This is a genomic window from Streptomyces sp. CB02058 (assembly GCF_001905505.1).
Classification (GTDB): Bacteria; Actinomycetota; Actinomycetes; order Streptomycetales; family Streptomycetaceae; genus Streptomyces.
In genome coordinates this window covers 322,953-347,114 of the sequence record NZ_LIPG01000002.1, presented here as the reverse complement: position 1 = coordinate 347,114, position 24,162 = coordinate 322,953, and the positions used below count along the sequence as shown (strand labels likewise).

At 71.9% G+C, this 24,162-nt stretch carries 23 protein-coding genes; 14 read left to right on the top strand and 9 right to left on the bottom strand.

What is annotated here, in order from left to right; all coding sequences use genetic code 11:
- Positions 1 to 170: 170 nt before the first annotated feature.
- Complete coding sequence (locus AMK10_RS08835) at positions 171 to 527, top strand: hypothetical protein (protein WP_073746730.1); 357 nt, start codon at positions 171 to 173, stop codon at positions 525 to 527.
- Between the two features lie 43 nt (positions 528 to 570).
- Here AMK10_RS08835 and AMK10_RS08830 read toward each other — a convergent pair whose 3' ends face one another.
- The 3 genes from AMK10_RS08830 to AMK10_RS08820 form a co-directional block, all read right to left on the bottom strand.
- On the bottom strand, positions 571 to 2,253 hold the full coding sequence (locus AMK10_RS08830; protein ID WP_073746728.1) for a thiamine pyrophosphate-binding protein: 1,683 nt from the start codon (positions 2,251 to 2,253) through the stop codon (positions 571 to 573).
- Positions 2,250 to 3,218, bottom strand: coding sequence for an agmatinase (speB, locus tag AMK10_RS08825; protein WP_073746726.1), 969 nt, complete (start codon positions 3,216 to 3,218; stop codon positions 2,250 to 2,252). The genes AMK10_RS08830 and speB overlap by 4 nt, the downstream gene beginning before the upstream one ends.
- A gap of 122 nt (positions 3,219 to 3,340) precedes the next feature.
- Positions 3,341 to 4,807, bottom strand: coding sequence for a sodium:solute symporter (locus tag AMK10_RS08820; protein WP_073746724.1), 1,467 nt, complete (start codon positions 4,805 to 4,807; stop codon positions 3,341 to 3,343).
- Positions 4,808 to 4,928: 121 nt separating this feature from the next.
- On the opposite strand from AMK10_RS08820, the gene AMK10_RS08815 reads away from it, so the two are divergent.
- Both AMK10_RS08815 and AMK10_RS08810 read left to right on the top strand, forming a co-directional pair.
- Entirely contained in the window at positions 4,929 to 6,404 is a 1,476-nt protein-coding gene (locus AMK10_RS08815; protein WP_073746722.1) for a PucR family transcriptional regulator, read from the top strand.
- A 274-nt stretch (positions 6,405 to 6,678) separates the two neighbouring features.
- Positions 6,679 to 6,864 (top strand): hypothetical protein, encoded by a 186-nt coding sequence (locus tag AMK10_RS08810; protein ID WP_073746720.1) that lies wholly within the window; start codon positions 6,679 to 6,681, stop codon positions 6,862 to 6,864.
- A 103-nt stretch (positions 6,865 to 6,967) separates the two neighbouring features.
- Here the strand turns inward: AMK10_RS08810 and AMK10_RS08805 are convergent, their stop codons facing one another.
- Positions 6,968 to 7,588: a DUF7691 family protein gene (locus AMK10_RS08805; protein WP_073746718.1), complete on the bottom strand. Its 621-nt coding sequence runs from the start codon at positions 7,586 to 7,588 to the stop codon at positions 6,968 to 6,970.
- A 157-nt stretch (positions 7,589 to 7,745) separates the two neighbouring features.
- Here AMK10_RS08805 and AMK10_RS08800 point away from each other — a divergent pair, with 157 nt between their 5' ends.
- The gene (locus tag AMK10_RS08800; protein ID WP_073746716.1) at positions 7,746 to 8,156 is read left to right on the top strand and encodes a RidA family protein; all 411 of its coding nucleotides are present in this window, start codon (positions 7,746 to 7,748) and stop codon (positions 8,154 to 8,156) included.
- A 193-nt stretch (positions 8,157 to 8,349) separates the two neighbouring features.
- On the opposite strand, the gene AMK10_RS08795 is transcribed toward AMK10_RS08800, so the two are convergent.
- Positions 8,350 to 8,691 carry a DUF5713 family protein gene (locus AMK10_RS08795; protein WP_073746714.1) on the bottom strand — a complete coding sequence of 114 codons (342 nt, stop codon included), beginning with the start codon at positions 8,689 to 8,691 and terminating at the stop codon, positions 8,350 to 8,352.
- A gap of 120 nt (positions 8,692 to 8,811) precedes the next feature.
- Positions 8,812 to 9,246: an Asp23/Gls24 family envelope stress response protein gene (locus AMK10_RS08790; RefSeq protein WP_073746712.1), complete on the bottom strand. Its 435-nt coding sequence runs from the start codon at positions 9,244 to 9,246 to the stop codon at positions 8,812 to 8,814.
- Between the two features lie 276 nt (positions 9,247 to 9,522).
- Between AMK10_RS08790 and AMK10_RS08785 the strand changes: the two genes are divergently transcribed.
- The 5 genes from AMK10_RS08785 (at position 9,523) to AMK10_RS08765 (ending at position 15,457) form a co-directional block, all read left to right on the top strand.
- Entirely contained in the window at positions 9,523 to 10,680 is a 1,158-nt protein-coding gene (locus tag AMK10_RS08785) for an acyl-CoA dehydrogenase family protein (protein ID WP_073746710.1), read from the top strand.
- Positions 10,681 to 10,701: 21 nt separating this feature from the next.
- A complete protein-coding gene (gene tesB, locus AMK10_RS08780) occupies positions 10,702 to 11,577 on the top strand; it encodes an acyl-CoA thioesterase II (RefSeq protein ID WP_073746709.1) in 876 nt (291 codons plus the stop codon).
- A 120-nt stretch (positions 11,578 to 11,697) separates the two neighbouring features.
- On the top strand, positions 11,698 to 12,660 hold the full coding sequence (locus AMK10_RS08775) for a cation diffusion facilitator family transporter (protein ID WP_073746706.1): 963 nt from the start codon (positions 11,698 to 11,700) through the stop codon (positions 12,658 to 12,660).
- 130 nt (positions 12,661 to 12,790) lie between these two features.
- Positions 12,791 to 14,023, top strand: a complete 1,233-nt coding sequence (locus tag AMK10_RS08770) for a cytochrome P450 family protein (protein WP_073746704.1) — start codon at positions 12,791 to 12,793, stop codon at positions 14,021 to 14,023.
- A gap of 453 nt (positions 14,024 to 14,476) precedes the next feature.
- Positions 14,477 to 15,457 carry a helix-turn-helix domain-containing protein gene (locus AMK10_RS08765; protein WP_073746702.1) on the top strand — a complete coding sequence of 327 codons (981 nt, stop codon included), beginning with the start codon at positions 14,477 to 14,479 and terminating at the stop codon, positions 15,455 to 15,457.
- Between the two features lie 75 nt (positions 15,458 to 15,532).
- On the opposite strand, the gene AMK10_RS08760 is transcribed toward AMK10_RS08765, so the two are convergent.
- Together AMK10_RS08760 and AMK10_RS08755 are read right to left on the bottom strand one after the other, a co-directional pair.
- Positions 15,533 to 16,330: a phosphatase gene (locus tag AMK10_RS08760; protein ID WP_073746700.1), complete on the bottom strand. Its 798-nt coding sequence runs from the start codon at positions 16,328 to 16,330 to the stop codon at positions 15,533 to 15,535.
- 55 nt (positions 16,331 to 16,385) lie between these two features.
- Positions 16,386 to 16,787, bottom strand: a complete 402-nt coding sequence (locus tag AMK10_RS08755; RefSeq protein WP_073746698.1) for an HGxxPAAW family protein — start codon at positions 16,785 to 16,787, stop codon at positions 16,386 to 16,388.
- 97 nt (positions 16,788 to 16,884) lie between these two features.
- On the opposite strand from AMK10_RS08755, the gene AMK10_RS08750 reads away from it, so the two are divergent.
- Positions 16,885 to 17,379 carry a MarR family winged helix-turn-helix transcriptional regulator gene (locus AMK10_RS08750; protein ID WP_073746696.1) on the top strand — a complete coding sequence of 165 codons (495 nt, stop codon included), beginning with the start codon at positions 16,885 to 16,887 and terminating at the stop codon, positions 17,377 to 17,379.
- Positions 17,380 to 17,403: 24 nt separating this feature from the next.
- Here AMK10_RS08750 and AMK10_RS08745 read toward each other — a convergent pair whose 3' ends face one another.
- Complete coding sequence (locus AMK10_RS08745) at positions 17,404 to 18,018, bottom strand: SACE_7040 family transcriptional regulator (protein WP_073746694.1); 615 nt, start codon at positions 18,016 to 18,018, stop codon at positions 17,404 to 17,406.
- 110 nt (positions 18,019 to 18,128) lie between these two features.
- On the opposite strand from AMK10_RS08745, the gene AMK10_RS08740 reads away from it, so the two are divergent.
- Genes AMK10_RS08740 through AMK10_RS08725 form a run of 4 tightly spaced genes read left to right on the top strand, consistent with a single transcriptional unit; the run spans position 18,129 to position 23,931 of the window.
- Entirely contained in the window at positions 18,129 to 19,745 is a 1,617-nt protein-coding gene (locus AMK10_RS08740; RefSeq protein ID WP_073746692.1) for a carboxyl transferase domain-containing protein, read from the top strand.
- A 13-nt stretch (positions 19,746 to 19,758) separates the two neighbouring features.
- Positions 19,759 to 21,810, top strand: coding sequence for an ATP-binding protein (locus AMK10_RS08735; RefSeq protein ID WP_073746690.1), 2,052 nt, complete (start codon positions 19,759 to 19,761; stop codon positions 21,808 to 21,810).
- Between the two features lie 17 nt (positions 21,811 to 21,827).
- Positions 21,828 to 22,757, top strand: coding sequence for a hydroxymethylglutaryl-CoA lyase (locus tag AMK10_RS08730; RefSeq protein WP_107428414.1), 930 nt, complete (start codon positions 21,828 to 21,830; stop codon positions 22,755 to 22,757).
- Between the two features lie 7 nt (positions 22,758 to 22,764).
- Positions 22,765 to 23,931, top strand: coding sequence for an acyl-CoA dehydrogenase family protein (locus AMK10_RS08725; RefSeq protein WP_073746659.1), 1,167 nt, complete (start codon positions 22,765 to 22,767; stop codon positions 23,929 to 23,931).
- Positions 23,932 to 24,162 lie beyond the last annotated feature (231 nt).

Sequence of the window (24,162 nt, the reverse complement as noted above, 5' to 3'; positions counted from 1 at the left end):
CGCCCCGTTGCCCCGCCTGACCTACCGCATGTCCCCAACGCCGTCAGCTGCGGATTTCATCCTTCCGCAACAATTCTCGGCCGATGGGCGGAGAAGCGGGCGGGTGGTCCTAGGACCACCGGGGTACGAATGACCACGCATATCGGGAGCGAAGGAACGGAGCAGGAGAAATGACGAACGACCTCGGAGCTGAGGCCCACCTCTGCGGCCGGCTGTACGCGGCGCTGGCCGAGCTGCAGCGGCTGGGCGAGGGCGAGCACCATTCGCTCGGCAGGCCCGGGGTGCTGAAGAAGCTCGCCCTGGAGCCGTCGAAGCACCTCACCGAGCACCTCCACCTGGCCGGGAAGTACCTGCTGACGGCCAGGAACAGGGGGCAGGGCGCTCCAGCCGCCGTGGTGTTCCGGTCGCTCCCGGATCTGCTGCCCTCCGGAAGGGGCCTGCCGGGCTCGCTGCGCGACGACGCGTTGCAGGAGCGCTTCCACGAGGGCCGCACGGCGCAGGAGGCCGCGATCGGCAGGGCCGGGTGAGCGGGGGCGGCCGGGCTCGGGCCCGGCCGCCCCCGCTGTCCGGCTACAGGTGCGTCGGCTCGAACATCTTCAGCAGCGCGGGGAGCACCACCACCGACGGGCCCGGGGCCGCGAGTGCCTTGGCCAGGTCGGCGGAGAGGGACTCGGGGCTCGTGAGGACCCCGGGGACGCCGAAGGACTCGGCCAGCGCGACGAAGTCCGGGCGGGAGAGCTCGGTGGCCGTGGCCTCGCCGAAGGCTCCCGTCATGTACTCCCGCAGGATGCCGTAGCCCCCGTCGTCGACGATCAGCCAGGTGACGGGCAGGTCGTACTGCCGGGCGGTGGCCAGCTCGGCGATCGAGTACATCGCGCCGCCGTCGCCCGAGACCGCGAGCACCGGCTTCGTCGGATCGGCCGCGGCGGCACCGAGCGCGGCCGGGAAGCCGTAGCCGAGACCGCCCGCGCCCTGCGCCGAGTGCATCGTGTTCGGGTGGCGGGCGTCGAAGGCGGACCAGGCCCAGTAGGCGAGGATCGTCATGTCCCAGAAGCTGGGCGAGCTGTCGGGCAGCGCCTCGCGCACGGAGGCGAGCACCTGCTGCTCCAGCGTGAGGTCCTGCGACGCGATCCGCTCGTGGACCTTCTCCAGCAGCGCGCGGACGCGCTCGGCCGCGGTGTCGTCCTCGCGCGGCTCCACCGCCTCCAGGAGGTCGGACAGGGCCTCGCGTGCGTCGGAGTGGATGCCGAGCGCGGGGTGGTTGGACTCCAGCTTCCCGGCGTCGGCCTCGATCTGGATGACCCGGCCGCGCGGGGCGAAGGTGTGGTAGTTCGAGGAGAGCTCCCCGAGCCCCGAGCCGACGACCAGCAGGACGTCCGCGGACTCCAGGAAGTCCGTGGTGTACCGGTCCTCCAGCCAGGACCTGAGCGAGAGCGGGTGCTCCCAGGGGAAGGCTCCCTTGCCGCCGAAGGTGCTGACGACCGGGGCGTCGATCTTCTCCGCGAGCGCGCGCAGCTTGCCCGTCGCGTCGGACCGTACGACTCCGCCGCCCGCGATGATCACCGGACGCTCGGCGTTCGAGAGCAGCTGGGCCGCCGCGAGGGTCAGCTCCGGCCGGGGGTACAGCTCGCGCGGGGTGGCGTCCAGCGCGCTGACCACGGGCAGGACGGTCTCGGCGAGCAGCACGTCCTGCGGGATCTCGACCCAGACCGGGCCGTGCGGGGCCGTCAGCGCGGACTCCCAGGCGGCGGCGATCGCGGAGGGGATCTGCGAGGCCGTGCGCACGGTGTGCACGGACTTCACGATGTCGCGGAAGGACGCCTTCTGGTCGCGGAGCTCGTGCAGGTAGCCGTGGCGTCCGCCGCCGAGTCCCGCGGTGGGGATCTGGCTGGAGATCGCCAGCACGGGCGCCGAGGCCGCAGCCGCCTCCTGGAGCGCGGCCAGGGAGGTCAGCGCGCCGGGGCCGGTGGAGAGCAGCAGGGGCGCCACCTCGCCGGTGATCCGGCCGTAGGCGTCGGCGGCGAAGCCCGCGTTGTTCTCGACGCGCAGTCCGATGTACGCGAGCGAGGAGCGGCGCAGCGCGTCGAACATGCCGAGCGCGTGCTGGCCGGGCAGCCCGAAGACGGTGGTGGCGCCGAGTCCCTGGAGGGTCTCGACGACCAGGTCGCCGCCGTTGCGTCCGGGCGGCGGGTTCAGTGCCGCTTCCGCCTGGGCGGCGGTGAGCTGCGGCCGGTCGTCGTGGTCGTGACTCACTGGGTGCGGCCCTCCGCGATCTGGCGGGACATGATCGTCGTCAGCTCGTAGGCGGTGTGCGAGGCGGCGACGGAGGTGATCTCCGCGTGATCGTACGCCGGGGCCACCTCGACCAGGTCGGCCGAGACGAGGTGGCAGGAGGAGAGCCCGCGCACGATCTCCAGGAGCTCGCGCGAGGTGAGGCCGCCGGCCTCGGGGGTGCCGGTGCCGGGGGCGTGCGCCGGGTCGAGCACGTCGATGTCGATGGAGATGTAGAGCGGCCGGTCGCCGATGCGCTGCCGCAGCTGGTCGGCGATCTCGTCGACGCCGCGCCGCATGACGTCGGCGGAGGTGACGATGCCGAAGCCCATCTTGGCGTCGTCGGTGAGGTCCTGCTTGCCGTACAGCGGGCCGCGGGTGCCGACGTGGGACAGCGCCTCCGTGTCGAGGATGCCCTCCTCGACGGCCCGGCGGAACGGGGTTCCGTGGGTGTACTCGGCGCCGAAGTAGGTGTCCCAGGTGTCCAGGTGCGCGTCGAAGTGGAGCAGGGCGACGGGGCCGTGCTTCTTGGCGACGGAACGCAGCAGGGGCAGCGCGATGGTGTGGTCGCCGCCGAGGGTCATCAGGCGGGCGCCGGTGGAGAGCAGGTCGTCGGCGGCGGCCTCGATGGTCTCGACGGCCTCGTTGATGTTGAACGGGTTCGCGGCGATGTCACCCGCGTCGGCGACCTGGGCGAGCGCGAAGGGGGAGGCGTCCTGCGCCGGGTTGTAGGGACGCAGGAGCCGCGAGGCCTCGCGGATGGCGTTGCCGCCGAAGCGGGCGCCGGGCCGGTAGGAGACACCGGTGTCGAAGGGCACGCCGACGACGGCGACATCGGCGGTGCCGACCTCGTCGAGCCGCGGCAGCCGGGCGAACGTCGCGGGTCCGGCGTACCGCGGGACGCGGGAGGAGTCGACGGGGCCGCGCGGCGTTTCGTTGCTGCTCATGGGTGCGGGTGCCTTTCGTTGAACCATGCACGCCTTGTGGGCGTTCATCCGTATGCAGTCTGCCAGGGGCCCGCGTGGGGCCCCTGGCCGTGTGCCGGGAGCCCGTGTGGGGCCCCTGGCGGTCAGACCGTGGCCGGGTCCGGGGTCGTCGCCGGCTCCTCGGTGCCCCGCCCGGCCAGCCGCTCGCGCCAGGCGGCGAGGACGGCGGCGTCGGTCGGCTTCGTCGCCAGCGAGACGACGACGTACACGACGAGCGAGGAGAGCAGCCCGTAGTAGACCGGCTCGTTCGCGAGGATGCCGTACGTGGTCATCAGCCCGATCACCGCGACGCCTCCGACGACCACGGCGGACAGCGCGCCCGCCGCCGTGCCCCGGCGCCAGAGCAGGCCGCCGAGGATCGGCACGAGCAGCCCGCCGACGAGCAGGTTGTAGGCCACGGTCAGGGCCTCGACGACGTCGTTGAGCGCGATGGCGATCACGATGACGGCGACGCCCATGATGAGGATGAACGCCCGGTTGCCCTTGACCTCGTCGCGTTCCTCGCCGCCCTCCTTGGCGACCACGCCCCGCAGCCGCGACCAGATGTCGTTGTTGGCGACGGTGGCGCAGGCGATCAGGGCGCCGGACGACGTGGACATCACCGCGGCGAGCGCGGCGGCCAGCACCAGCCCGCGCACACCGACCGGCAGTTCGTCCTTCACGATCGTCGCGAACGCCGCGTCGGCGCTCGGCAGCGTCGGGTACATGACCTTGGCGGCCGTCCCGATGACGGCACCGGCTATCGCGTACACCAGGCAGTAGGTGCCCGCGACGGTGCCGCCCCAGCGGGCCGTGCTGTCGCTGCGGGCGGTGAACACGCGCTGCCAGATGTCCTGGCCGATCAGCATGCCGAAGGTGTAGATCAGGACGTACGTGAAGATCGTCTCGCCGCCGATGCCCAGCGGGTCGAAGTACTCCGTGGGCAGCTGCGCCTTCATCTCGCTGAAGCCGCCGGCCTTGATCACCGCGATCGGCAGGAGGAGGAGCAGGACGCCGATCGTCTTGACGACGAACTGCACCATGTCGGTGATCGTGATCGACCACATGCCGCCGAGCGTCGAGTACGCGACGACGATGGTGCCGCCGAGGATGATCGCGACGGTCCGGTTCACGTCGAAGAGGACGTCGAAGATGGTGGCGTACGCGATGGTCGAGGTGACCGCGAGCATCAGGGTGTACGCCCACATGACGACACCCGAGATGACCCCGGCCCTGCCGCCGTAGCGCAGGTCGAGCATCTCGGAGACGGTGTAGACCTTCAGCCGTGCGATGCGCGCGGAGAAGAAGACGGACAGGGCGAGCAGCCCGAGGCCGATCGTGAAGACCATCCACGCGCCGGAGAGCCCGTACTGGTAGCCGAGGCCCACGCCGCCGATCGTCGAGGCACCGCCGAGGACGATCGCGGCCATCGTGCCCGAGTACATCCAGGGGCCGAGGCGCCGTCCCGCGACCAGGAACTCGCTCTTGGACTTGGCGCGGCGCATGCCCCACCAGCCCATGGCGAGCATGCCGGCCAGATAGACCACGATCACCGCGTAGTCGACAGCCATGGGCTTTCCTCCGTCTCGTTCTCAGGGGTCGGGTGTGGTGATGAAGACGGTAGGTGGCCGGAAGCCGACGCTGAAGTGTACGTTTTCTCCATCCTCACCCCCATGAATGGATGGATCGTCCATGCCCGACTCGCCCGCCGGGCCTCCCACCCCGCCGATCGCCCTGACCGAACTCCTCGGCAGGGAGGAGCTCGGGCTGCGGCTGCTGGCCGGCCCGGAGCAGGCGGATCTCCTCTGGGTCCACACCTCGGAGATGGCCGACCCGTACCCCTATCTGCTGGGCGGGGAGCTGCTGCTGACCGCCGGGGTCCAGCTCAGCGACGCGGACACCTATGTGGCCCGGCTGGTCGAGGCGGGGGCCTCGGCGCTGGGTTTCGGGGTGACCCCGGTCTACGACACCGTGCCGGACGCCCTGGTGGCGGCGTGCGCGAGACACGGACTGCCGCTGGTGGAGGTGCCGCCGGAGACGCGGTTCACCACGATCGCCCGGGCGGTGTGGCGGCTGATGGCGGAGGCCCGCCACCGCGAGCTGCGCCGGGTGACCCGGGCGCAGCAGGCGCTGGCGACGGCCGCCGCCCGTCCGGACCCGGTGCCGGCGGTGCTGCGGCAGCTGGCCGTGCAACTGGAGGGGCGGGTCGCGCTCCTCACCGCGGACGGCGGGGTGCTCCACGCGGCGGGCGGGCGCACCGCCCCGGACGTGCAGACCGCCCTGGCCAGGCTCGCGCGGGTGGTGGCGCCGGCGCACACCACCTCGGCGCCCGGGACACCCGGCCGCACGCCGAGCCCGTCCTCGGCCGCCGAGTCCCGGGACGGCGTCCACCTCTTCGCGTACGCCCTGGGCGGCGGGCAGGGACTGGCGCTCGCCCTGGCGACGCCCCGGCGCGACGCGGGCGACCACACGATCGCCGGGATCGCCGTGGTGCTGCTCTCCCTGCTCACCGCTCCGCACCAGGGCGCGGACGCGGCCGGCCGTTCGGCGGCGCTGGTCCGCCTGCTGCTCGGCGCGTCACCCCGGGAGGTGGCTCCGCTGCTGGGCGACGGGGACTCCTGGACGGTGGTGCACGCCCGCCGCACCGACGGCGCCCCGGCCGATCCGCTGAACGCCGGGGCACTGGCGGCGGCCCTGGGCTCCGCACTGTCCGACACGGACCGGGAGACCGTGCGGGTCCTGCTCCACGGCCCCCGCACGGTGCCCCCGCAGCCCGGCTGGACCCTCGGCGTCTCGGAACCCTCCCCGGTCACCGCTCTGCGCGACGCCGACACCCAGGCGGCCCGCGCCCTGGGCCACGCGGAGGCCACCCGCACCGCGCTGACCAGGCACCGCCCCGGCGTCGAGGGCCTGGCCGCCCTCATCCCCCCGGACCGCGCCGAGGCCCACGCCCGAGCCCTGCTGGCCCCCCTCACCGAGCCGCTGGCCGAGACGCTGCGCTGCTGGCTGAGCCTCCACGGCAGCTGGGACCGCACGGCGGTGGCGCTCAAGGTGCACCGCAACACGGTGCGCCAGCGCGTCGCACGGTGCGCGGCGCTGCTGGACATGGACCTGGACGACATGGACGTACGGACGGAGCTGTGGTTCGCGCTGCGGAGCCGTGCGTAGGTCGGTAGCGGTCACCAGCGGCGGACGTCCCGCGCCTCTCCTGCGATCGAGCGGGACACCGTGCCGACCGGTGAACTACGTAGGCGATTACGTGGTTCCACCGACGCCCCGGGAAGGCGGCGTTGGGAAGCTCACCCCACGAGCTTCCTGACGGAGCCGTGGTGTCACGCCGGGGGTCTGCCGACTCCCTGCTGGGCATCCGTCGCCAGGTGTACATCGCGCAGCGAACCGTGTGTAGCCGATGGAGCCTGCCTGATCACTGGAGAGCCGTCCCTTGGTTTCCAAGATTCGTGTCCTTCTGGGCATGCTCGTGCTCCTGGCGCTGGCCATCGGCGCCATATCCCTGCTCGCGGCCATGGAGGCGGACGCCACCTGGTTCACGGTCGTCCCTCTCGGCATCCTCGTCATCGGCGCGTCCGTCGCCCAGTCGCTCGGATGGTTCAACCGCAAGGACGGCTGAACCGGCCCGGCGACCGGAGGAGCACACGGCCGGCCCCACCACGGACGGCCCGGGCCGTCCGGAGCCGGAGCGAGCGGGGCAGCCCGTACGGCCCTTCGCGGCCTCAGGAACGGAAGCCGATGAGGCCGAAACCCGGCCGCGCTTGTGCGCGTCGCATCCAGTCGAGGCACTGCATGACGGCCTCCACGACCTCGGGCTCCAGGGTCGGGGCGTGCCCCGACGCGTCGACCGCGCGCTGGGCGGCCTCGAACTGCTGGAGCGCCCCGGCGATCGCGTCGGGCCCCCACTGCCCGCATCCCGGCGTGAAGGCGTAGGGCAGGGGAGCAGGTGGGGCACCGTGGCTGAACGCGTCCACGGACACAGCGGTGACCCCCATGGCCAGCAGGCCCTCATCGACGACCGACAGCCAGTCGCCCCTGTGCGGAGTGAAGCAGTCGTTGGGCAGGAACGAACCGTTGAGCTCGCACAGCCGCCGGTAGGCGTAGCCGTATTGGAAGGCGTGGTTCCGGTCCTCGCTGAAGGGACCGCCGAAAACGACCGCGCGCAGGGCCTCGTCCGCCGTGGGGGCGCCCCTCTCTATCTCGTGGCGGTGGTAGTCGTCGTCGCGAACCAGGTCATCCTCGAATCCGCCACGTACCGCTGTCAGGAAGTCGTCATCGCGACAGCCGATCAGGGCGTGCGTGGCGGCCACATCGAGCAGATAGACACTCAAGGAAGAACTCATGGGGCCAAGTTAGGCGACGCACCGGCAGCTCCCCGCGCGAGCTCTCCGTCCCCGAAGCGCATGGGCGTTCGCGGTGCTCGGAGAAAACAGGGAGGACGCCCCGGCGGGAGTCTGCTACACATACGAAGCTCCGCCCATACGCCAGGACTTGGATGCCATGCCCAGCGCCGTCACGCTCATCCGCTCCACCACCCTCTCCGACGTGGCCGAGTACGCCTACGCCGCCACCGCCCCAGCCGCCGCCCGGCTGATCTTCCTCGCCGGTTCGTGTCCGTTGAACGAGGACGGTTCGACAGCGGCGGTGGGCGACTACGCGGGCCAGGCGGCGAAGGCGTTCGAGAACATGCGCACGGCCCTCGCCGACGCGGGCGCGTCGCTGGAGGACGTCATCAGTACGCGGGTGCTCGTCGCGTCCTCGCGGCAGGAGGACCTGGTGACCGCCTGGGGCGTGGTCCGGGAGGGCTTCGGCGATCACGACGCCCCGAGCACACTGCTGGGCGTCACGGTCCTCGGATACCACGACCAGCTCGTGGAGATCGAAGCAGTCGCGGCGGTGCTCGACGCCTGAGAGCGGTCGCCCGCTCAGCCCTCGGGACCGGTACTCGGAGCCGTGAGGCGTTCACCCCGGCTCCGTCCGGGCGATCCGGCAGGTCACCCGCCCGGTGACTCGCCACACGCGCCACCACGTGAGGCAGGTGCGCCACGGTGACACAGCACGCCGGCCGGTCGCGGCGGTGACCCGCCCGAGGTCACGGGCGTGCTCACCACTCCCGGGGCGCGATCAGCTCCTCCACGTCCGCCCCGGCGAAGCCGTAGGCCATGGCGATCGCCCAGAAGTCCTCGGCTATCTCCTCGCGGGCGACCGTCTCGATCTCGCTCCCCGCGGCCTCGAACTCGGCTTCCAGAGCGTTGAACTCCTCGGTCGCCGCGTGCGTCAGCGCGTAGAGACCGGCCAGATCCGCCGGGCGTTCCGCCTCGATGCGTTCGCAGAGCCGGACCAGGACGGCCCTGCCCCGGTCGACGACACGGTCCGGGAAATAGGGGTCCCGGTAGAGCCCGCCCAGAAACGCGTACTCCGCCATGCCCGGTTCGCTGATCGCCATGCCCTGTCCCCGCCCTGCCGTCGGCCCGTGGGACCACCCCGTTCCTCCGGTGATCCACAGGACCGATGGTGCACCACGCCACTGACAGTGGGGGTGCTCAGGCGGCGGGCACGGGGACGGTCACTGCACGCGCGCGGAGGACCGGCCGCTGTCCTCCTCGTCCTCGTCGTCACCCGGGATGTGGACGTCGAAGACGTTGATGTTGATCTCCACGACCTCCAGGCCCGTCATCGTCTCCACCGCGTCGGTCACATGGGTCCTGACCTTGTCGGCGAGTTCATGGATCGGGATGCCGTACTCGACCTCGATGTCGACGTCCACCGCGGTCTGCTTCTCCCCCACCTCCACCTTCACGCCGCGTCCTCCGCCGGAGGAACCGCCCACGCGGCCCGCCACCGCGCCTATCGCCTTGGACGCCCCCCGGCCCACCGAGTGCACGCCCTCGGTCTCACGGATGGCGATTCCGGCGATGGTGGCCACCACTCCGTCGGCGATGGTCGTCCTGCCACGCGTCTTCTCCCCCGAACCGCCGCCCGAGGTCTCGAATTCAGCCATGACTGCCTCACAGAGAGTTGATGCGGCGAGGCTGCTCATGTCCTCACCGGCCCTCATTTCACTGTGCGCCTGCCCGCCCTCCCTCGCCATCGAGGCATACACAACGCTCCGTCCGGCCACGCTCCGCCACCGGCGGGCCCGGCATCGCACCGTGGGGCCGCGCGTGCTCAGCATCACCCTGGACAGCTGCCGTGACCGCCGGGTAACTTTTGACCAGGACTGAGCAAGCGCTTAGCCACCTCGACCGACGCTGAAGCTGACACCAGGAGGCACCCCGTGCGCCGTACGGTTTACAACGAGGACCACGAGGCGTTCAGGGAGACCATCCGCGCCTTCATCGAGGCCGAGGTCGTTCCCGTCTACGACGAGTGGTTCGCCGCGGGCCAGGCGCCTCGCGACTTCTACTACAAGCTCGCCGAGCTGGGCATCTTCGGCATCGAGGTGCCGGAGGAGTACGGCGGCGCGGGCGAGGAGTCCTTCAAGTTCGAGGCCGTCCTCTACGAGGAGACCGCCCGCGCGGGCATCTCCTTCGGCGGCTCCGGCGTGCACGTCCTGCTCTGCCTGCCGTACCTCAAGGCGTACGCCACCGAGGAGCAGAAGAAGCGCTGGCTCCCGGACTTCGTCTCCGGCAAGTCCATGTACGCGATAGCCATGACCGAGCCGGGCACCGGTTCGGACCTGGCCGGCATGAAGACCACCGCCAAGCTCTCCGAGGACGGCACGCACTACGTCCTCAACGGCGCCAAGACCTTCATCACCGGTGGTGTGCACGCCGACAAGGTCATCGTCTGTGCCCGCACGGAGGCCCCCAAGGCCGACGACCGCCGCCACGGCATCTCGCTCCTCGTCGTCGACACCAAGTCCGAGGGCTACTCGGTCGGCCGCAAGCTCGACAAGCTGGGCCTGAAGGTCTCCGACACCGCCGAGCTGGCCTTCGTCGACGTCAAGGTGCCCGTCGAGGACCTGCTGGGCGAGGAGAACAAGGGCTTCTCCTACCTCGGCCAGAACCTCCCGCAGGAGCGCCTGGGCATCGCCGTCGGCGCGTACGCGCAGGCGAAGGCCGCCGTGCGGTTCGCCCAGCAGTACACGCAGGACCGCACCGTCTTCGGCAAGACCGTCGCGTCCTTCCAGAACACCAAGTTCGAGCTGGCCGCCTGCAAGGCCGAGGTCGACGCCGCCGAGGCCGTCTGCGACCGCGCGATCGAGGCCCTGGACGCCGGCGAGCTCACCCCCGCCGAGGCCGCGTCCGCGAAGCTGTTCTGCACCGAGGTCGCACACCGTGTGATCGACCGCTGCCTCCAGCTGCACGGCGGCTATGGCTTCATGAACGAGTACCCGATCGCCCGTCTCTACACGGACAACCGGGTCAACCGCATCTACGGCGGCACCAGCGAGGTCATGAAGTCGATCATCGCCAAGTCCATGGGTCTCTGAGAGCGGCTACGTTTCTCCTCCATGAGCGCAGCACTTGAATCCCTGCTCGATCTGCTCGACCTGGAGCAGATCGAGCAGGACATCTTCCGGGGCATGAGCCGTTCGGCGGTCGTGCCCCGCGTCTTCGGCGGCCAGGTCGCGGCCCAGGCCCTGGTCGCCGCCGGGCGCACGGTCCCCGACGACCGTGGCGCCCACTCCCTGCACGCGTACTTCCTGCGCCCCGGGGACCCGGGCGCGCCGATCGTCTACAGCGTGGACCGGATCCGCGACGGACGGTCGTTCACCACCCGCCGGGTCGTCGCCGTGCAGCACGGCAAGCCGATCTTCCATCTCTCGGCGTCCTTCCAGGTGCACGAGGAAGGCATGGACCACCAGGCCGTCATGCCCTCCGCCCCGGACCCGGAGTCCCTGCCGACGGCCGGGCAGATGCTGCCCCGGTACGCGGACCGCTTCACGGACCCGAGCATGATCGACCGGCTGCTGGAGGCCCGCGCCGCCGTCGATCTGCGCTATGTGGACGCCCCGCCCTTCGCCACCGCCGGTGAGCCGCGCGAGCCGCGCTCCCAGGTCTGGTTCCGGACGCACGGCAAGCTGGCCGACGATCCGCTGCTGCACGTCTGCCTGGCGACGTACGTCTCCGACATGACGCTGCTGGACTCGGTGCTGCTCGCCCACGGGCGCGGCGGCTGGTCGGTCGGTGACGTGGTGGGCGCCAGCCTGGACCACGCGATGTGGTTCCACCGCCCCTTCCGCGCCGACGAATGGCTGCTGTACGACCAGGAGTCGCCCTCGGCGTCCGGCGGGCGGGGCCTCGGCCAGGCCAGGATCTGGACGGCCGACGGCAAGCTGGCCATCACGGTCATCCAGGAGGGCCTGGTCCGCGTCCCGAGGGACTGAGATCCACGTCCCCAGGGACCGAGGTCCGCGTCCCGGGGGACCGAGGTGTCCGCGTCCCGAGGGACTGAGGTGTCCGCGTCCCGAGGGACTGAGATCACCGATTCGGACATACTGCCCACCATGAGTGACGAGCAGACCGGCGGCAGCGAGTCCACGTTCACCGTCGTCGTCGCGGCGATGGCCAATCTCGGCATCGCCGTGGCGAAGCTGGTGGCAGGGCTGATCAGCGGTTCGAGCGCGATGCTCTCGGAGGCGGCGCACTCGGTCGCCGACACCGTCACCGAGGTCATGCTGCTCACCGCGCTGAAGCGCAGCGAGAGGCCCGCCGACGAGGACCACCCGCTGGGCTACGGCCCCGAGCGCTACATCTGGGCGATGCTCGCCGCCGTGGCGACGTTCGTCGGCGGCGCGGTGTTCTCCCTGTACGACGGCATCCACACCCTGCTGCGGGGTGAGGAGCTCGGCGATCCGCTCGTCTCGTACATCGTGCTCGCGGTCGCGTTCCTGCTGGAGGGCTTCTCGCTGCGCACGGGCGTCCGCCAGGTGCGTGGTGAGGCCGCCCGGCTGCGGATGCCCGCGCCGCGTTACCTCCGCCGGACCCCCGACACCGCGGTCAAGGCGGTGGTGATGGAGGACTCGGCGGCCCTGGCCGGTCTGCTGCTCGCGGCCGGCGGCCTGCTCGGCGGGCAGCTCTCCGGATCGGGGGTCTGGGACGGCATCGCCTCGATCCTCATCGGCGTACTGCTGGTGTACGTGGCCTGGGTGCTCTGCCGGGCCAACGCCCAGCTGCTGATCGGCCGCCCGCTCCCCCCGGAGATGCGCGCCGGGGTGCGGGAGGAGCTGATGTCCGTGCCGCACATCGTCGAGGTGGTGGAGCTGACCACGCTGATCCAGGGGCCGTCGGAGCTGCTGATCGCGGCGAAGATCGACTTCCGGGACGCGTCGACCGCCGCGCAGATCGAGTGGGCCTGCGAGGAGGCGGAGCAGCAGCTCCGTGAGCGCTACGCGTCCATCCAGCGGGTGTACCTCGACCCGACACCGGGGCGCGCGCAGCGCCCGGCCGCGCGCGCCGGGGGCGGCTGAAACAAGCCCGATCGATCATTCGTGCGCCGGGCGCGCGCCGGAATGCGGGAGTGCTGCGGGATGCGGGGTCCGCGCCGCCCGCCAGGGGTAGAACCGTGGCGACCACTCCCCCGACCGAGGAGCACTCGCCGTGCCTCTGCACCCCGCCCCCATCGTCCTCGACCCCGCCGCCCGCGACGCGGACGCCGAACACGAGCTCTTACGGGCCCAGGGTCCCGCGACGCGTATCGACATCCTCGGTGTCGAGGCCTGGTCCGTGACCGACCCTGCCCTGCTGAAGGAGCTGCTGACCAGCCCGGACGTGTCCAAGGACGCGCGCCGGCACTGGCCCGGCTTCGAGGAGGCCGTCCAGACGTGGCCGCTGGCCCTGTGGGTCGCCGCGACGAACATGTTCACCGCCTACGGAGGCGACCACCGCCGCCTGCGCCGCATCGTCGCCCCGGCGTTCAGCGCCCGGCGCATCGCCGCGCTGAGGCCCACCGTCGAGGGTCTCGTGGATGGTCTCCTGGACGCTCTGGACACCACTCCCCCGGGCGAGGTGGCCGACCTGAGGGACCTGTTCGCCTATCCGCTGCCCATAGCGGTGATCGGACGGCTCCTCGGTGTCCCCGACGACCGCGCGGGCGACTTCCGCACCCTCGTCAACGACGTCTTCTCCACCACGCTGACCCCCGAGGAGGCCGCGGCCAACACCGCCCGGCTGTACGCCATGCTCGACGCCCTCATCGCCGCCAAGCGGGCCGAGCCGGGCGAGGACATGGCGTCCGTACTGATCGCCCTGGGCGAGGAGGGCGTCGACGGGCAGGGGCTGTCCGAGGAGGAGCTGCGCGACACGATCCTCCTGATGATCAACGCCGGCTACGAGACCACCGTCAACCTGATCGACCAGGCCGTCACGACCCTGCTGGCCCACCCCGACCAGCTCGGCCACGTCCGTGAGGGCCGCGCGTCGTGGTCCGACGTCGTGGAGGAGACCCTGCGGCACTCCCCGCCGGTCAAACACCTGCCCCTGCGCTACGCCGTCGCCGACATCCCGCTCCCCGACGGGCGGACCATCGCCAAGGGCGAGGCGATCCTCGCCTCCTACGCCGCCGCCAACCGTCATCCCGGCTGGCACCGGGACCCGCACGCCTTCGACGTCACCAGGATCACCAAGGAGCACCTCGCCTTCGGCCACGGCATCCACTTCTGCCTGGGCGCCGCGCTGGCCAGGATGGAGGGGGAGGTCGCGCTCAGCGCCTTCTTCGACCGCTTCCCGGACGCCGGACTCGCGCCCGAGGAGGGGGACATGGGGCCGGTGGCGTCACTGATCAGCAACGGCCACCGGTCCCTTCCCGTACGCCTGCGCCCGCGACAGGACTGACCACCGCACATGCACAGGAGGCGCGCGACGCGGCTGCGCTCCACACCCCCGTGACCGGTGGAGCGGAGCCGCATCGTGGGCCGCACCCCGCCCCCGGCGAGGTCGGCCACGACCGCCGCGGGCCGTACCGTCTCCGGTCCGGCCGCGGCCTGCTGGACAGACCATAGGGCGGAGGGGGGTGCGCCACTGTGTCGGTCGTGCACGAATCTTTGTCAGGAGCGCGCGTATCGCGGCGATCGCTCCCCGGGCAGCGTCGGCGCGTCCCCGGCCGAGGGCGGCTCACCGGCACCGGAGCTCCCTCGACGGCGTTGCGCGGGGTGGCGGAACCCTGCCATCCTGTTGGCCGGATCGCGCATGTCCAGGGGGGATCGTGAAGGACCGGGCCAGGACTTCTCCTGACGGACCGTTCGGACCTCACGGCCCTCGCGGCCCGCGCAGGCGAAAGCCCTTCCGATGAGCTCTGTCCTGGACACCACGGACATACCGGCGCGGGACCGTGAAGAGATGATCCGGCACGCGGTGTGGGAATCGCTCGTGCGGATCGACATCGATCATCACCTGCCGCCCGAGGAGCTCACGGCTCACATCGGGCTGGACACCGCGGGACCCCTGGGGATCTGCTCGGCGCGCGCGACCTCGATGACCATACGGCGGACCCCGCGCCTGGCACGGGAGGACGAGGAGCCGGCCGTCTTCCTGGGCCTGCAGGTGACGGGCACCAGCCTCGTGGCACAGAACGGCCGCCAGGCTCTGCTGAGGCCCGGAGACTTCGCCCTCTACGACACGGTCACCCCCTACACCCTCCTCTTCGGTGAGGGAGTGGACCATCACTTCCTCCGGTTTCCCCGCGCGGCGCTCGCGCTGCCCGAGCGAGCGCTCCGGGACATCACCGCGGTCGCCCTCGGCCCCGGCAATCCGCTGGCGGGTCTCGCCTCCACGTACTTCTCCCAGCTGGTCGTCAGCGAAGAGCTGCACAGCGGTCCGTACGCGGAGGCGGTCGCGGAGCCCAGCATCGAGCTCGTCCGTGCCGTCGTGGCGTCCCAGCTCGGAAGCCAGGACCTGGCCAGGGCGCCTCTGGAGGCCACGCTGAGCCTGCGGATCACGCGGTACATGCGCGCGCACCTGGCGGAGAGGGACCTGTCCGCCGCTCGGATCGCCGCCGCGCACGACATCTCGGTACGTCACCTCTACACGGTGCTGGCCCGGTCGGGTATCGCCCTCGGAGACTGGATCCGCTCGCACCGTCTCGCGGAGTGCAAGCGGGAGCTGGCCGGTCCCGAAGGGCGGGCCCGGACCATAGCCGCGGTCGGACGGAGCTGGGGCTTCGTGGACGCGACCCATTTCAGCAAGGTGTTCAAACAGGCCTACGGCATCTCGCCCCGGGCCTGGCGCGACGCGAACCACCCCGCTCCTCGCCGTGAACGGCGGGGGTGACGACCGCGGCGGAGCCCCGCCGGACCTGGCGGAACCTCACCGGGGCCGCTCACGGGCCCGGCCGGGTCCCGCGTGTCACGCCCGCTCCGCGGACGGCAGCAGCCCGGCCGCGTCGAGCAGATAGTCGGTCATCGGGTCGTAGTGGCGCGGGTCGGTCACGTGGTCGTCGAGCGGCACGGTGACCTGGAGGGTGCCCTCCGCCTCGCCGAGGAAGAGCGCGGGGTCGTTGCAGTCCGCGTAGCCGATGGAGTCGATCCCGCGCTGCCCGGCGCACCCGGCCCAGCCGTGGTCGGCGACGACCAGGTCGGGCTGCGGCCGGCCCTCGCGCTCCAGGCCGTCCAGGATGGCGGCCATCGGGACCGGGGAGTGCGTGTGCCAGAGGGTCGCCCCGCGCTCCAGGACGGCGACGTCGGCGAACTGGAAGACCATGCCCTCGTCCGCCATCAGGCCGCCGGGGATCCGTACGATCTCGCATCCCGCGGCCCGCAGGGCGTTCGCCGTCTGCCGGTGCACGTCGAGCAGCCCGCCCGGGTGCCCGGTCGCGAACAGCACCCGTTCGCCGTCCGCGGCGGCCTTGCGGAGCCGGGCCGCCATCCGGTCCAGGGCGTCGACCGTCAGCTCGGGGTCGATGGTGTCCTGGCCCTGCCGGTGCTCCGGGTCGTCGCTGACCCCGCATCTCTCGGCCATCACGGCCAGGACGTCCTGTTCGTCGGTCCACCGGTCACCGAGCTCCAGCCCCAGCCAGAAGTGGCGGTTGCCGTTGGCGAGCTGGCGGTAGTGGGAGAGGTTGTTGTCGCGGGGCGTGGCGACGTCGCCCGCGATACGCGTACGGACGAGGTGCTCGACGAGGGCGGCGCGGCTGGGTATCGGCATGCACCCATTGTGCCGTCGGGGCCGCGCTGTGTGCCCGATGTCTCGTACGGCGGGATCAGCGGGCGGCCCGGGGACCCCCCGCGCCCCGGACCACCGGGGCCGCATGGCCCACCGCCTGGACCGGGGCCCGGTGCGGGGCGGACCTGCCGTCCCCGACACCCCGGCCGGCCATCCGGCAGCCGAGGCATCCTGGGTGGCCCTGCCGCGCGGCGGAGTCGCGGGTCCGCCAGTGCCGCTCGGCCGCAGGACGCGGCCCGGAGCCCTTGCCCCAGCCCGCCAGGTGCAGCACCCAGCAGGTCAGTACGGCCACGGCGACGACGACCGCGCCGGCCAGGAGCACCGCGGCGGAGCCGATGACCAGACCTGCTCCCAGCACCGCGCTCCCGAGGGCGCCGAGGGCGGTACCGGTCCAGCCGGCGAGCGTGTGTCCCAGATCGGCGTCACCATGTGCGCTCACTTCGGCTCCCTCGGGGTGTGATAGTTCAGCGACCGGAACCACACACGGCCGCAGTTAACTCACGAGCTAAGCTACTTAGACACTAAGGGGAATTTCGGTGGACGGCAAGGAGCGCCCCGAGGTGGCCTACGACGAGATGCTCCGGGCGATGGACCGGCTGATCGCGCTCGCGCAGACCGGGCAGCACGACATCGCAGAGCGGCTCGGCCTGAACACCACCGACCTGACCTGCGTGGGATTCCTCATGGAGGCGTCGCTCGCCGGGAAGACCCTGGCCGCCGGCGACCTGGCCGAGCAGGCACGACTGACCACAGGGGCGGTGACGGGGGTGCTCAACCGCCTGGAGAAGGCGGGTTACGTCCGCCGCGCGCCCGATCCCGGGGACCGGAGGCGGGTGCGCGTGGTGATGGACGAGGAGGCCCGGGAGCGGGTCCTCGCCGTCTACGGCCCGTTCTACGCGCGCCTGTGCACCCTGGCGGCCGACTACGGGCCGCAGGAGATGGCCGTGCTCGCGGACTGGTTCACCCGTGCGCGGGAGGTCATGCGGGATTCACTGGAGGAGATCCGGGACGGCGGGGCCGGCGACGCCTGATCCCGCCGTTCGCCCCGACGGGCGTCAGGACGCCGCCGCCGCGAACGCCCCCCGCGCCAGCCGGTGCAGCAGCGCCGCCGTGGCCGTGCGGTCGGGGAGGGCTTCGGGGCGGGTCAGGTGGGGGGTGGAGTTCAGCAGGCCGAACACCGCGTGGACGGTGACCCGGGCCTCGTTCTCCGCGAGGGCGGGGTAGAGCGCGCGCACGGCCTCGACCCAGACCTCGACGTACTGCCGCTGGAGCTGGCGCACCCGCTTGCGGTCGGTGTCGCGCAGCCGGTCCAGCTCGCGGTCGTGGAGGGTGATCAGCGGCCGGTCGTCCAGGGCGAAGTCGATGTGGCCCTCGATGAGGGCGTCGAGGAGCTCCTCGGGGGAACCGCCGCGGGAGTCGCCGCCCTCGGTGACGCGCAGCCTGCCGCCGGCCAGCAGACGCTCACTGATGCCGACGAGCAGCTCGGCGAGCATGGCGTCCTTGCCGGGGAAGTGGCGGTAGAGGCCGGGGCCGCTGATGCCGACCGCCGCCCCTATCTCGTCGACCCCGACACCGTGGAAGCCGCGCTCGGCGAAGAGGCGGGCGGCCTCTCTCAGGATCTGCTCGCGGCGGGTGGGAGCCGCGACACGGGCGGCGGCATGGGTGCTCATGAGGATTCATTCTAGACAGGGGGGTTAGCGCTCGTTAACCTGAACGCAATGCGTTAACGCTCATTAACTCTCATCCGACTACTGCGGTACGGGCAAGGGGGCTCGACAGGATGCAGCAGGCACCGGTCCTGGTGAGCGCGGCCGATCCCGCCTCGGAGGCCTGGCAGGCCAATGAGGCGGCGCATCACGCGCTCGCCGACGAGCTGCGCACGCGGCTCGCCACGGCACGGCTCGGCGGGGGTGAGAAGGCCCGCGCCCGGCATGTGGCACGCGGCAAGCTGCTGCCCCGGGAGCGGGTGGACACCCTGCTCGACCCGGGCTCGCCCTTCCTGGAGCTGGCTCCGCTCGCGGCCGAGGGGCTGTACGGGGGCGCGGCACCGGCGGCCGGGGTGATCGCCGGGATCGGACGGGTCAGCGGCCGGGAGTGCGTGATCGTCGCCAACGACGCGACGGTCAAGGGCGGCACGTACTACCCGATGACGGTGAAGAAGCACCTCCGCGCCCAGGAGGTGGCCCTGGAGAACAGGCTGCCGTGCCTGTATCTCGTGGACTCGGGGGGTGCCTTCCTCCCGATGCAGGACGAGGTCTTCCCCGACCGGGAGCACTTCGGGCGGATCTTCTACAACCAGGCCCGGATGTCGGGCGCCGGCATCCCGCAGATCGCGGCGGTGCTGGGCTCGTGCACGGCGGGCGGGGCGTACGTCCCGGCGATGAGCGACGAAGCGGTCATCGTGCGGAACCAGGGCACGATCTTCCTGGGCGGCCCGCCGCTCGTGAAGGCGGCCACCGGTGAGGTCGTGACGGCGGAGGAGCTCGGCGGCGGCGAGGTGCACGCGCGTACGTCCGGGGTCACCGACCATCTCGCCGAGGACGACGCCCACGCGCTGCGGATCGTGCGGAACATCGTCGCGACACTCCCGGACCGGGCACCGCTCCCCTGGTCGGTGGAGCCCGCCGAGGAGCCGAAGGCGGACCCCGCCGGGCTGTACGGCGCGGTCCCCGTCGACTCGCGTACGCCCTACGACGTGCGGGAGGTCATCGCCCGGGTGGTGGACGGCTCGCGCTTCCAGGAGTTCAAGGCGGAGTACGGCCAGACGCTGATCACCGGCTTCGCGCGGATCCACGGCCACCCCGTCGGCATCGTCGCGAACAACGGCATCCTGTTCTCGGAGTCCGCCCAGAAGGGCGCCCACTTCATCGAGCTGTGCGACCAGCGCGGCATCCCGCTGGTCTTCCTCCAGAACATCTCCGGCTTCATGGTCGGCAGGGACTACGAGGCCGGGGGCATCGCCAAGCACGGCGCCAAGATGGTGACGGCCGTGGCCTGCACACGCGTACCGAAGCTGACGGTCGTCGTCGGCGGGTCGTACGGCGCGGGGAACTACTCCATGTGCGGCCGGGCGTACGGGCCGCGCTTCCTGTGGATGTGGCCCAACGCCAAGATCTCCGTCATGGGCGGCGAGCAGGCCGCCTCCGTGCTGGCCACCGTGAAGCGGGACCAGATCGAGGGGCGCGGCGAGGAGTGGCCCGCCGAGGACGAGGAGGCCTTCAAGGATCCGGTCCGCGCGCAGTACGAGGAGCAGGGCAACGCCTACTACGCCACCGCCCGGCTCTGGGACGACGGTGTGATCGACCCGACGGAGACCCGGCAGGTGCTGGGGCTCGCCCTGACCGCGTGTGCCAACGCCCCGCTGGGCGAGCCCAGTTTCGGCGTCTTCCGGATGTGATGTGAGGACTTCCATGTTCAGCACTGTTCTGGTCGCCAACCGTGGCGAGATCGCGGTCCGGGTCATCCGGACCCTGCGCGAGCTCGGCGTGCGGTCGGTCGCCGTCTTCAGCGACGCCGACGCGGACGCCCGGCACGTCCGGGAGGCCGACACGGCGGTACGGATCGGGCCCGCGCCCGCCGCCGAGAGCTATCTCTCGGTGGACCGGCTGCTCGACGCCGCCCGCCGCACGGGCGCCGAGGCCGTCCACCCGGGATACGGCTTCCTCGCGGAGAACGCGGTCTTCGCGCAGGCATGCGCGGACGCGGGGCTGGTCTTCATCGGCCCGCCCGCCTCGGCGATCTCGCTGATGGGCGACAAGATCCGCGCCAAGGAGACCGTCGCGGCGGCCGGGGTGCCCGTGGTGCCCGGCTCCTTGGGGAGCGGCCTCACCGACGGACAACTGGAGGCGGCGGCCCGGGAGATCGGGATGCCCGTCCTGCTGAAGCCCTCGGCGGGCGGCGGCGGCAAGGGCATGCGGCTGGTGCGGGAGGAGACGCTGCTGGCCGACGAGATCGCGGCGGCCCGGCGCGAGGCGCGTGCCTCCTTCGGCGACGACACGCTCCTCGTGGAGCGGTGGATCGACCGGCCGCGCCACATCGAGATCCAGGTCCTGGCCGACGGGCACGGCGGCGTCGTGCACCTCGGCGAGCGCGAGTGCTCGCTCCAGCGCCGCCACCAGAAGATCATCGAGGAGGCGCCCTCGGTCCTGCTCGACGAGGAGACCCGGGCCTCGATGGGCGAGGCGGCCGTGCAGGCCGCCCGGTCCTGCGGGTATGTCGGCGCCGGGACGGTCGAGTTCATCGTCCCGGGCAACGACCCCTCCTCGTACTACTTCATGGAGATGAACACCCGTCTCCAGGTGGAGCACCCCGTCACCGAGCTGGTCACCGGGCTCGACCTGGTGGAGTGGCAGCTCCGGGTGGCCTCCGGCGACCGGCTGCCGTGCGCACAGGCCGGCATCGCCCTCACCGGACACGCCGTCGAGGCGCGGGTCTGCGCGGAGGACCCGGCACGCGGCTTCCTGCCGTCCGGCGGCACCGTGCTGGCGCTCCACGAGCCGCAGGGCGGCGGGGTCCGGACGGACTCGGGCCTCAGCGAGGGCGTGCCCGTCGGCAGCACGTACGACCCGATGCTCTCGAAGGTCATCGCGTACGGCCCGGACCGGGCCACGGCGCTGCGCAGGCTGCGCGCGGCGCTCGCGGACACGGTGGTGCTCGGCGTCCCGACGAACGCGGGCTTCCTGCGCAGGCTGCTGGCCCATCCTGCGGTGGCCGCGGGCGAGCTGGACACCGGGCTCGTGGAGCGGGAGGCGGACGGCCTGGTGCCGGACGGCGTCCCGGAGGAGGTGTACGCGGCGGCGGCCCTGCTGCGGCAGCCGCCGCCCCGGCCGTCCGCCGCCGGCTGGGTCGATCCGTTCTCCGTGCCCAGCGGCTGGCGGCTCGGCGGCACCCCTGCCGAAACCTTCCACCACTTCCGTGTCCCGGGCCGCGACCCGGTGCGCGTGGGCCTGCGCACGGCCGTCGACGGCACGGCCGCGCTGACGTTCGGCCACGCCGGGGACCGTGAGGAGCCCGCCGACGCGTGCGGGCCGCTGCCCTCGCTGCCCGGTGCCGAGCGGGCCCGGCTCGTCGAGGTCTCCGGGCCGCGCGTCGTCGTCGAACTCGACGGTGTGACGCACACGTTCAGCCGGGCGCTCTCCCCCGACGGGATCTGGCTCGGCCGTGACGGGGACACCTGGCACGTCCAGGACCACGACCCGGTTCAGGCCTCGCTCAGCGGCGCCTCCCGGTCGGGCGCGGACACGCTCGCCGCGCCCATGCCCGGCACCGTCACGGTGGTGAAGGTGGCCGTCGGGGACGAGGTCGTGGCCGGGCAGAGCCTGCTGGTGGTCGAGGCGATGAAGATGGAGCACGTCATCTCCGCCCCGCACGCGGGCACCGTCACCGAGCTGGACGTCACCGCCGGTGCCACGGTCGCCATGGACCAGATCCTGGCCGTGGTGGCCCCGAGGGAGGAAGCGTGACCGAGACCGGACTGCCCATGACGGTGCCCGCGCCGGGACTGCCCGCCCGGGTCCGCATCCATGAGGTCGGCGCGCGCGACGGCCTGCAGAACGAGAAGACCGTCGTACCGACCGAGGTGAAGGCGGAGTTCATCCGCAGGCTCGCGGAGGCCGGGCTCTCCACGATCGAGGCGACCAGCTTCGTACACCCGAAGTGGGTGCCCCAGCTCGCGGACGCCGAGCGGCTCTTCCCGCTGGTCGGGGACATCGCGGACGTCGGGGACGTGGCCCTGCCCGTCCTCGTGCCGAACGAGCGCGGCCTGGACCGGGCGCTCGCGCTCGGTGCCGACCGGATCGCCGTGTTCGGATCGGCGACCGAGACGTTCGCCGCGCGCAACCTCAACCGCACGGTGGACGAGTCGCTCGCCATGTTCGAGCCGGTGGTGGCACGGGCGAAGGACGCCGACGTCCATGTGCGCGGCTATCTGTCGATGTGCTTCGGCGACCCGTGGGAGGGCGCCGTGCCCGTCGCCCAGGTCGTCCGGGTCGCGAAGGCTCTGATGGACCTCGGCTGCGACGAGCTGTCCCTCGGAGACACGATCGGCGTGGCCACCCCCGGCCATGTGCAGGAGCTGCTCTCCGAGCTGAACGAGGCGGGCGTGCACACCGACACCATCGGGGTGCACTTCCACGACACGTACGGCCAGGCGCTCTCCAACACCCTGGCCGCGCTCCAGCACGGGGTGACGACGGTGGACGCCTCCGCGGGCGGCCTCGGCGGCTGCCCCTACGCGAAGAGCGCGACCGGAAACCTCGCCACCGAGGACCTCGTGTGGATGCTCGACGGCCTCGGTGTCCACACCGGGGTCGATCTCGGCGCACTCACCGCCACGAGCGTGTGGATGGCCGAACAACTGGGCCGCCCGAGCCCGTCCCGTACCGTCCGTGCGCTGTCCCACAAGGAGTGAAGCACCCATGTCCCTTGATCACCGGCTGACCGCCGAGCACGAGGAACTGCGCCGTACCGTCGAGGAGTTCGCTCACGATGTGATCGCCCCGAAGATCGGCGACTTCTACGAGCGGCACGAGTTCCCGTACGAGATCGTGCGGGAGATGGGCCGCATGGGCCTGTTCGGCCTGCCCTTCCCCGAGGAGTACGGCGGCATGGGCGGCGACTACCTCGCCCTCGGGATCGCCCTGGAGGAGCTGGCCCGGGTCGACTCCTCGGTGGCGATCACCCTGGAGGCCGGTGTCTCGCTCGGCGCCATGCCGGTCCACCGCTTCGGCACCGAGGAGCAGAAGCAGCGGTGGCTGCCGAGGCTCTGCTCGGGCGAGGCGCTCGGCGCGTTCGGGCTGACGGAGCCGGACGGCGGCTCGGACGCGGGCGGCACCCGCACGACGGCCGTGCTGGACGAGGCGACGGACGAGTGGGTGATCAACGGCTCCAAGTGCTTCATCACCAACTCCGGTACGGACATCACGGAGCTGGTGACGGTGACGGCGGTGACCGGCCGCAAGGAGAACGGCGCCCCGCGCATCTCCGCGATCATCGTCCCGTCCGGCACCCCGGGCTTCACGGTGGCCGCCCCGTACTCCAAGGTCGGCTGGAACGCCTCGGACACCCGGGAGCTGTCCTTCTCCGACGTCCGTGTCCCGGCGGCGAACCTGCTGGGCGAGGAGGGCCGGGGCTACGCGCAGTTCCTGCGCATCCTGGACGAGGGCCGGATCGCCATCTCGGCGCTCTCGACGGGCCTGGCGCAGGGCTGCGTGGACGAGTCCCTGAAGTACGCGAAGGAGCGGCACGCCTTCGGGAAGCCGATCGGCGCCAACCAGGCCATCCAGTTCAAGATCGCGGACATGGAGATGCGGGCGCACATGGCCCGCATCGGCTGGCGTGACGCGGCGTCGCGGCTGGTGGCGGGCGAGCCCTTCAAGAAGGAGGCGGCGATCGCGAAGCTGTACTCCTCGACGGTGGCGGTGGACAACGCCCGTGAGGCGACGCAGATCCACGGCGGCTACGGCTTCATGAACGAGTACCCGGTGGCCAGGATGTGGCGCGACTCCAAGATCCTGGAGATCGGCGAGGGCACGAGCGAGGTCCAGCGGATGCTGATCGCCCGGGAGCTGGGCATGGACGCCTGACGGACGGGGCGACCGATCGATGGCGGCGGCTATCGAAGGTGTGTCCGGACATCGACATGACGCGCCTTCAGCCCCACGCCGGCTGAGCGCCCACCCGAGGGCCTCCCTCCCCGAGCGAGCGGGGGGGAGGCCTCTTCCGTACGCGGATAACGGAACGGTCGCTTCCCTTGCCCTCTCCGGTAGCCATGTGTGAGGTTAGGCTAGCCTTCCTTGAAACCACCGACGGGCGCC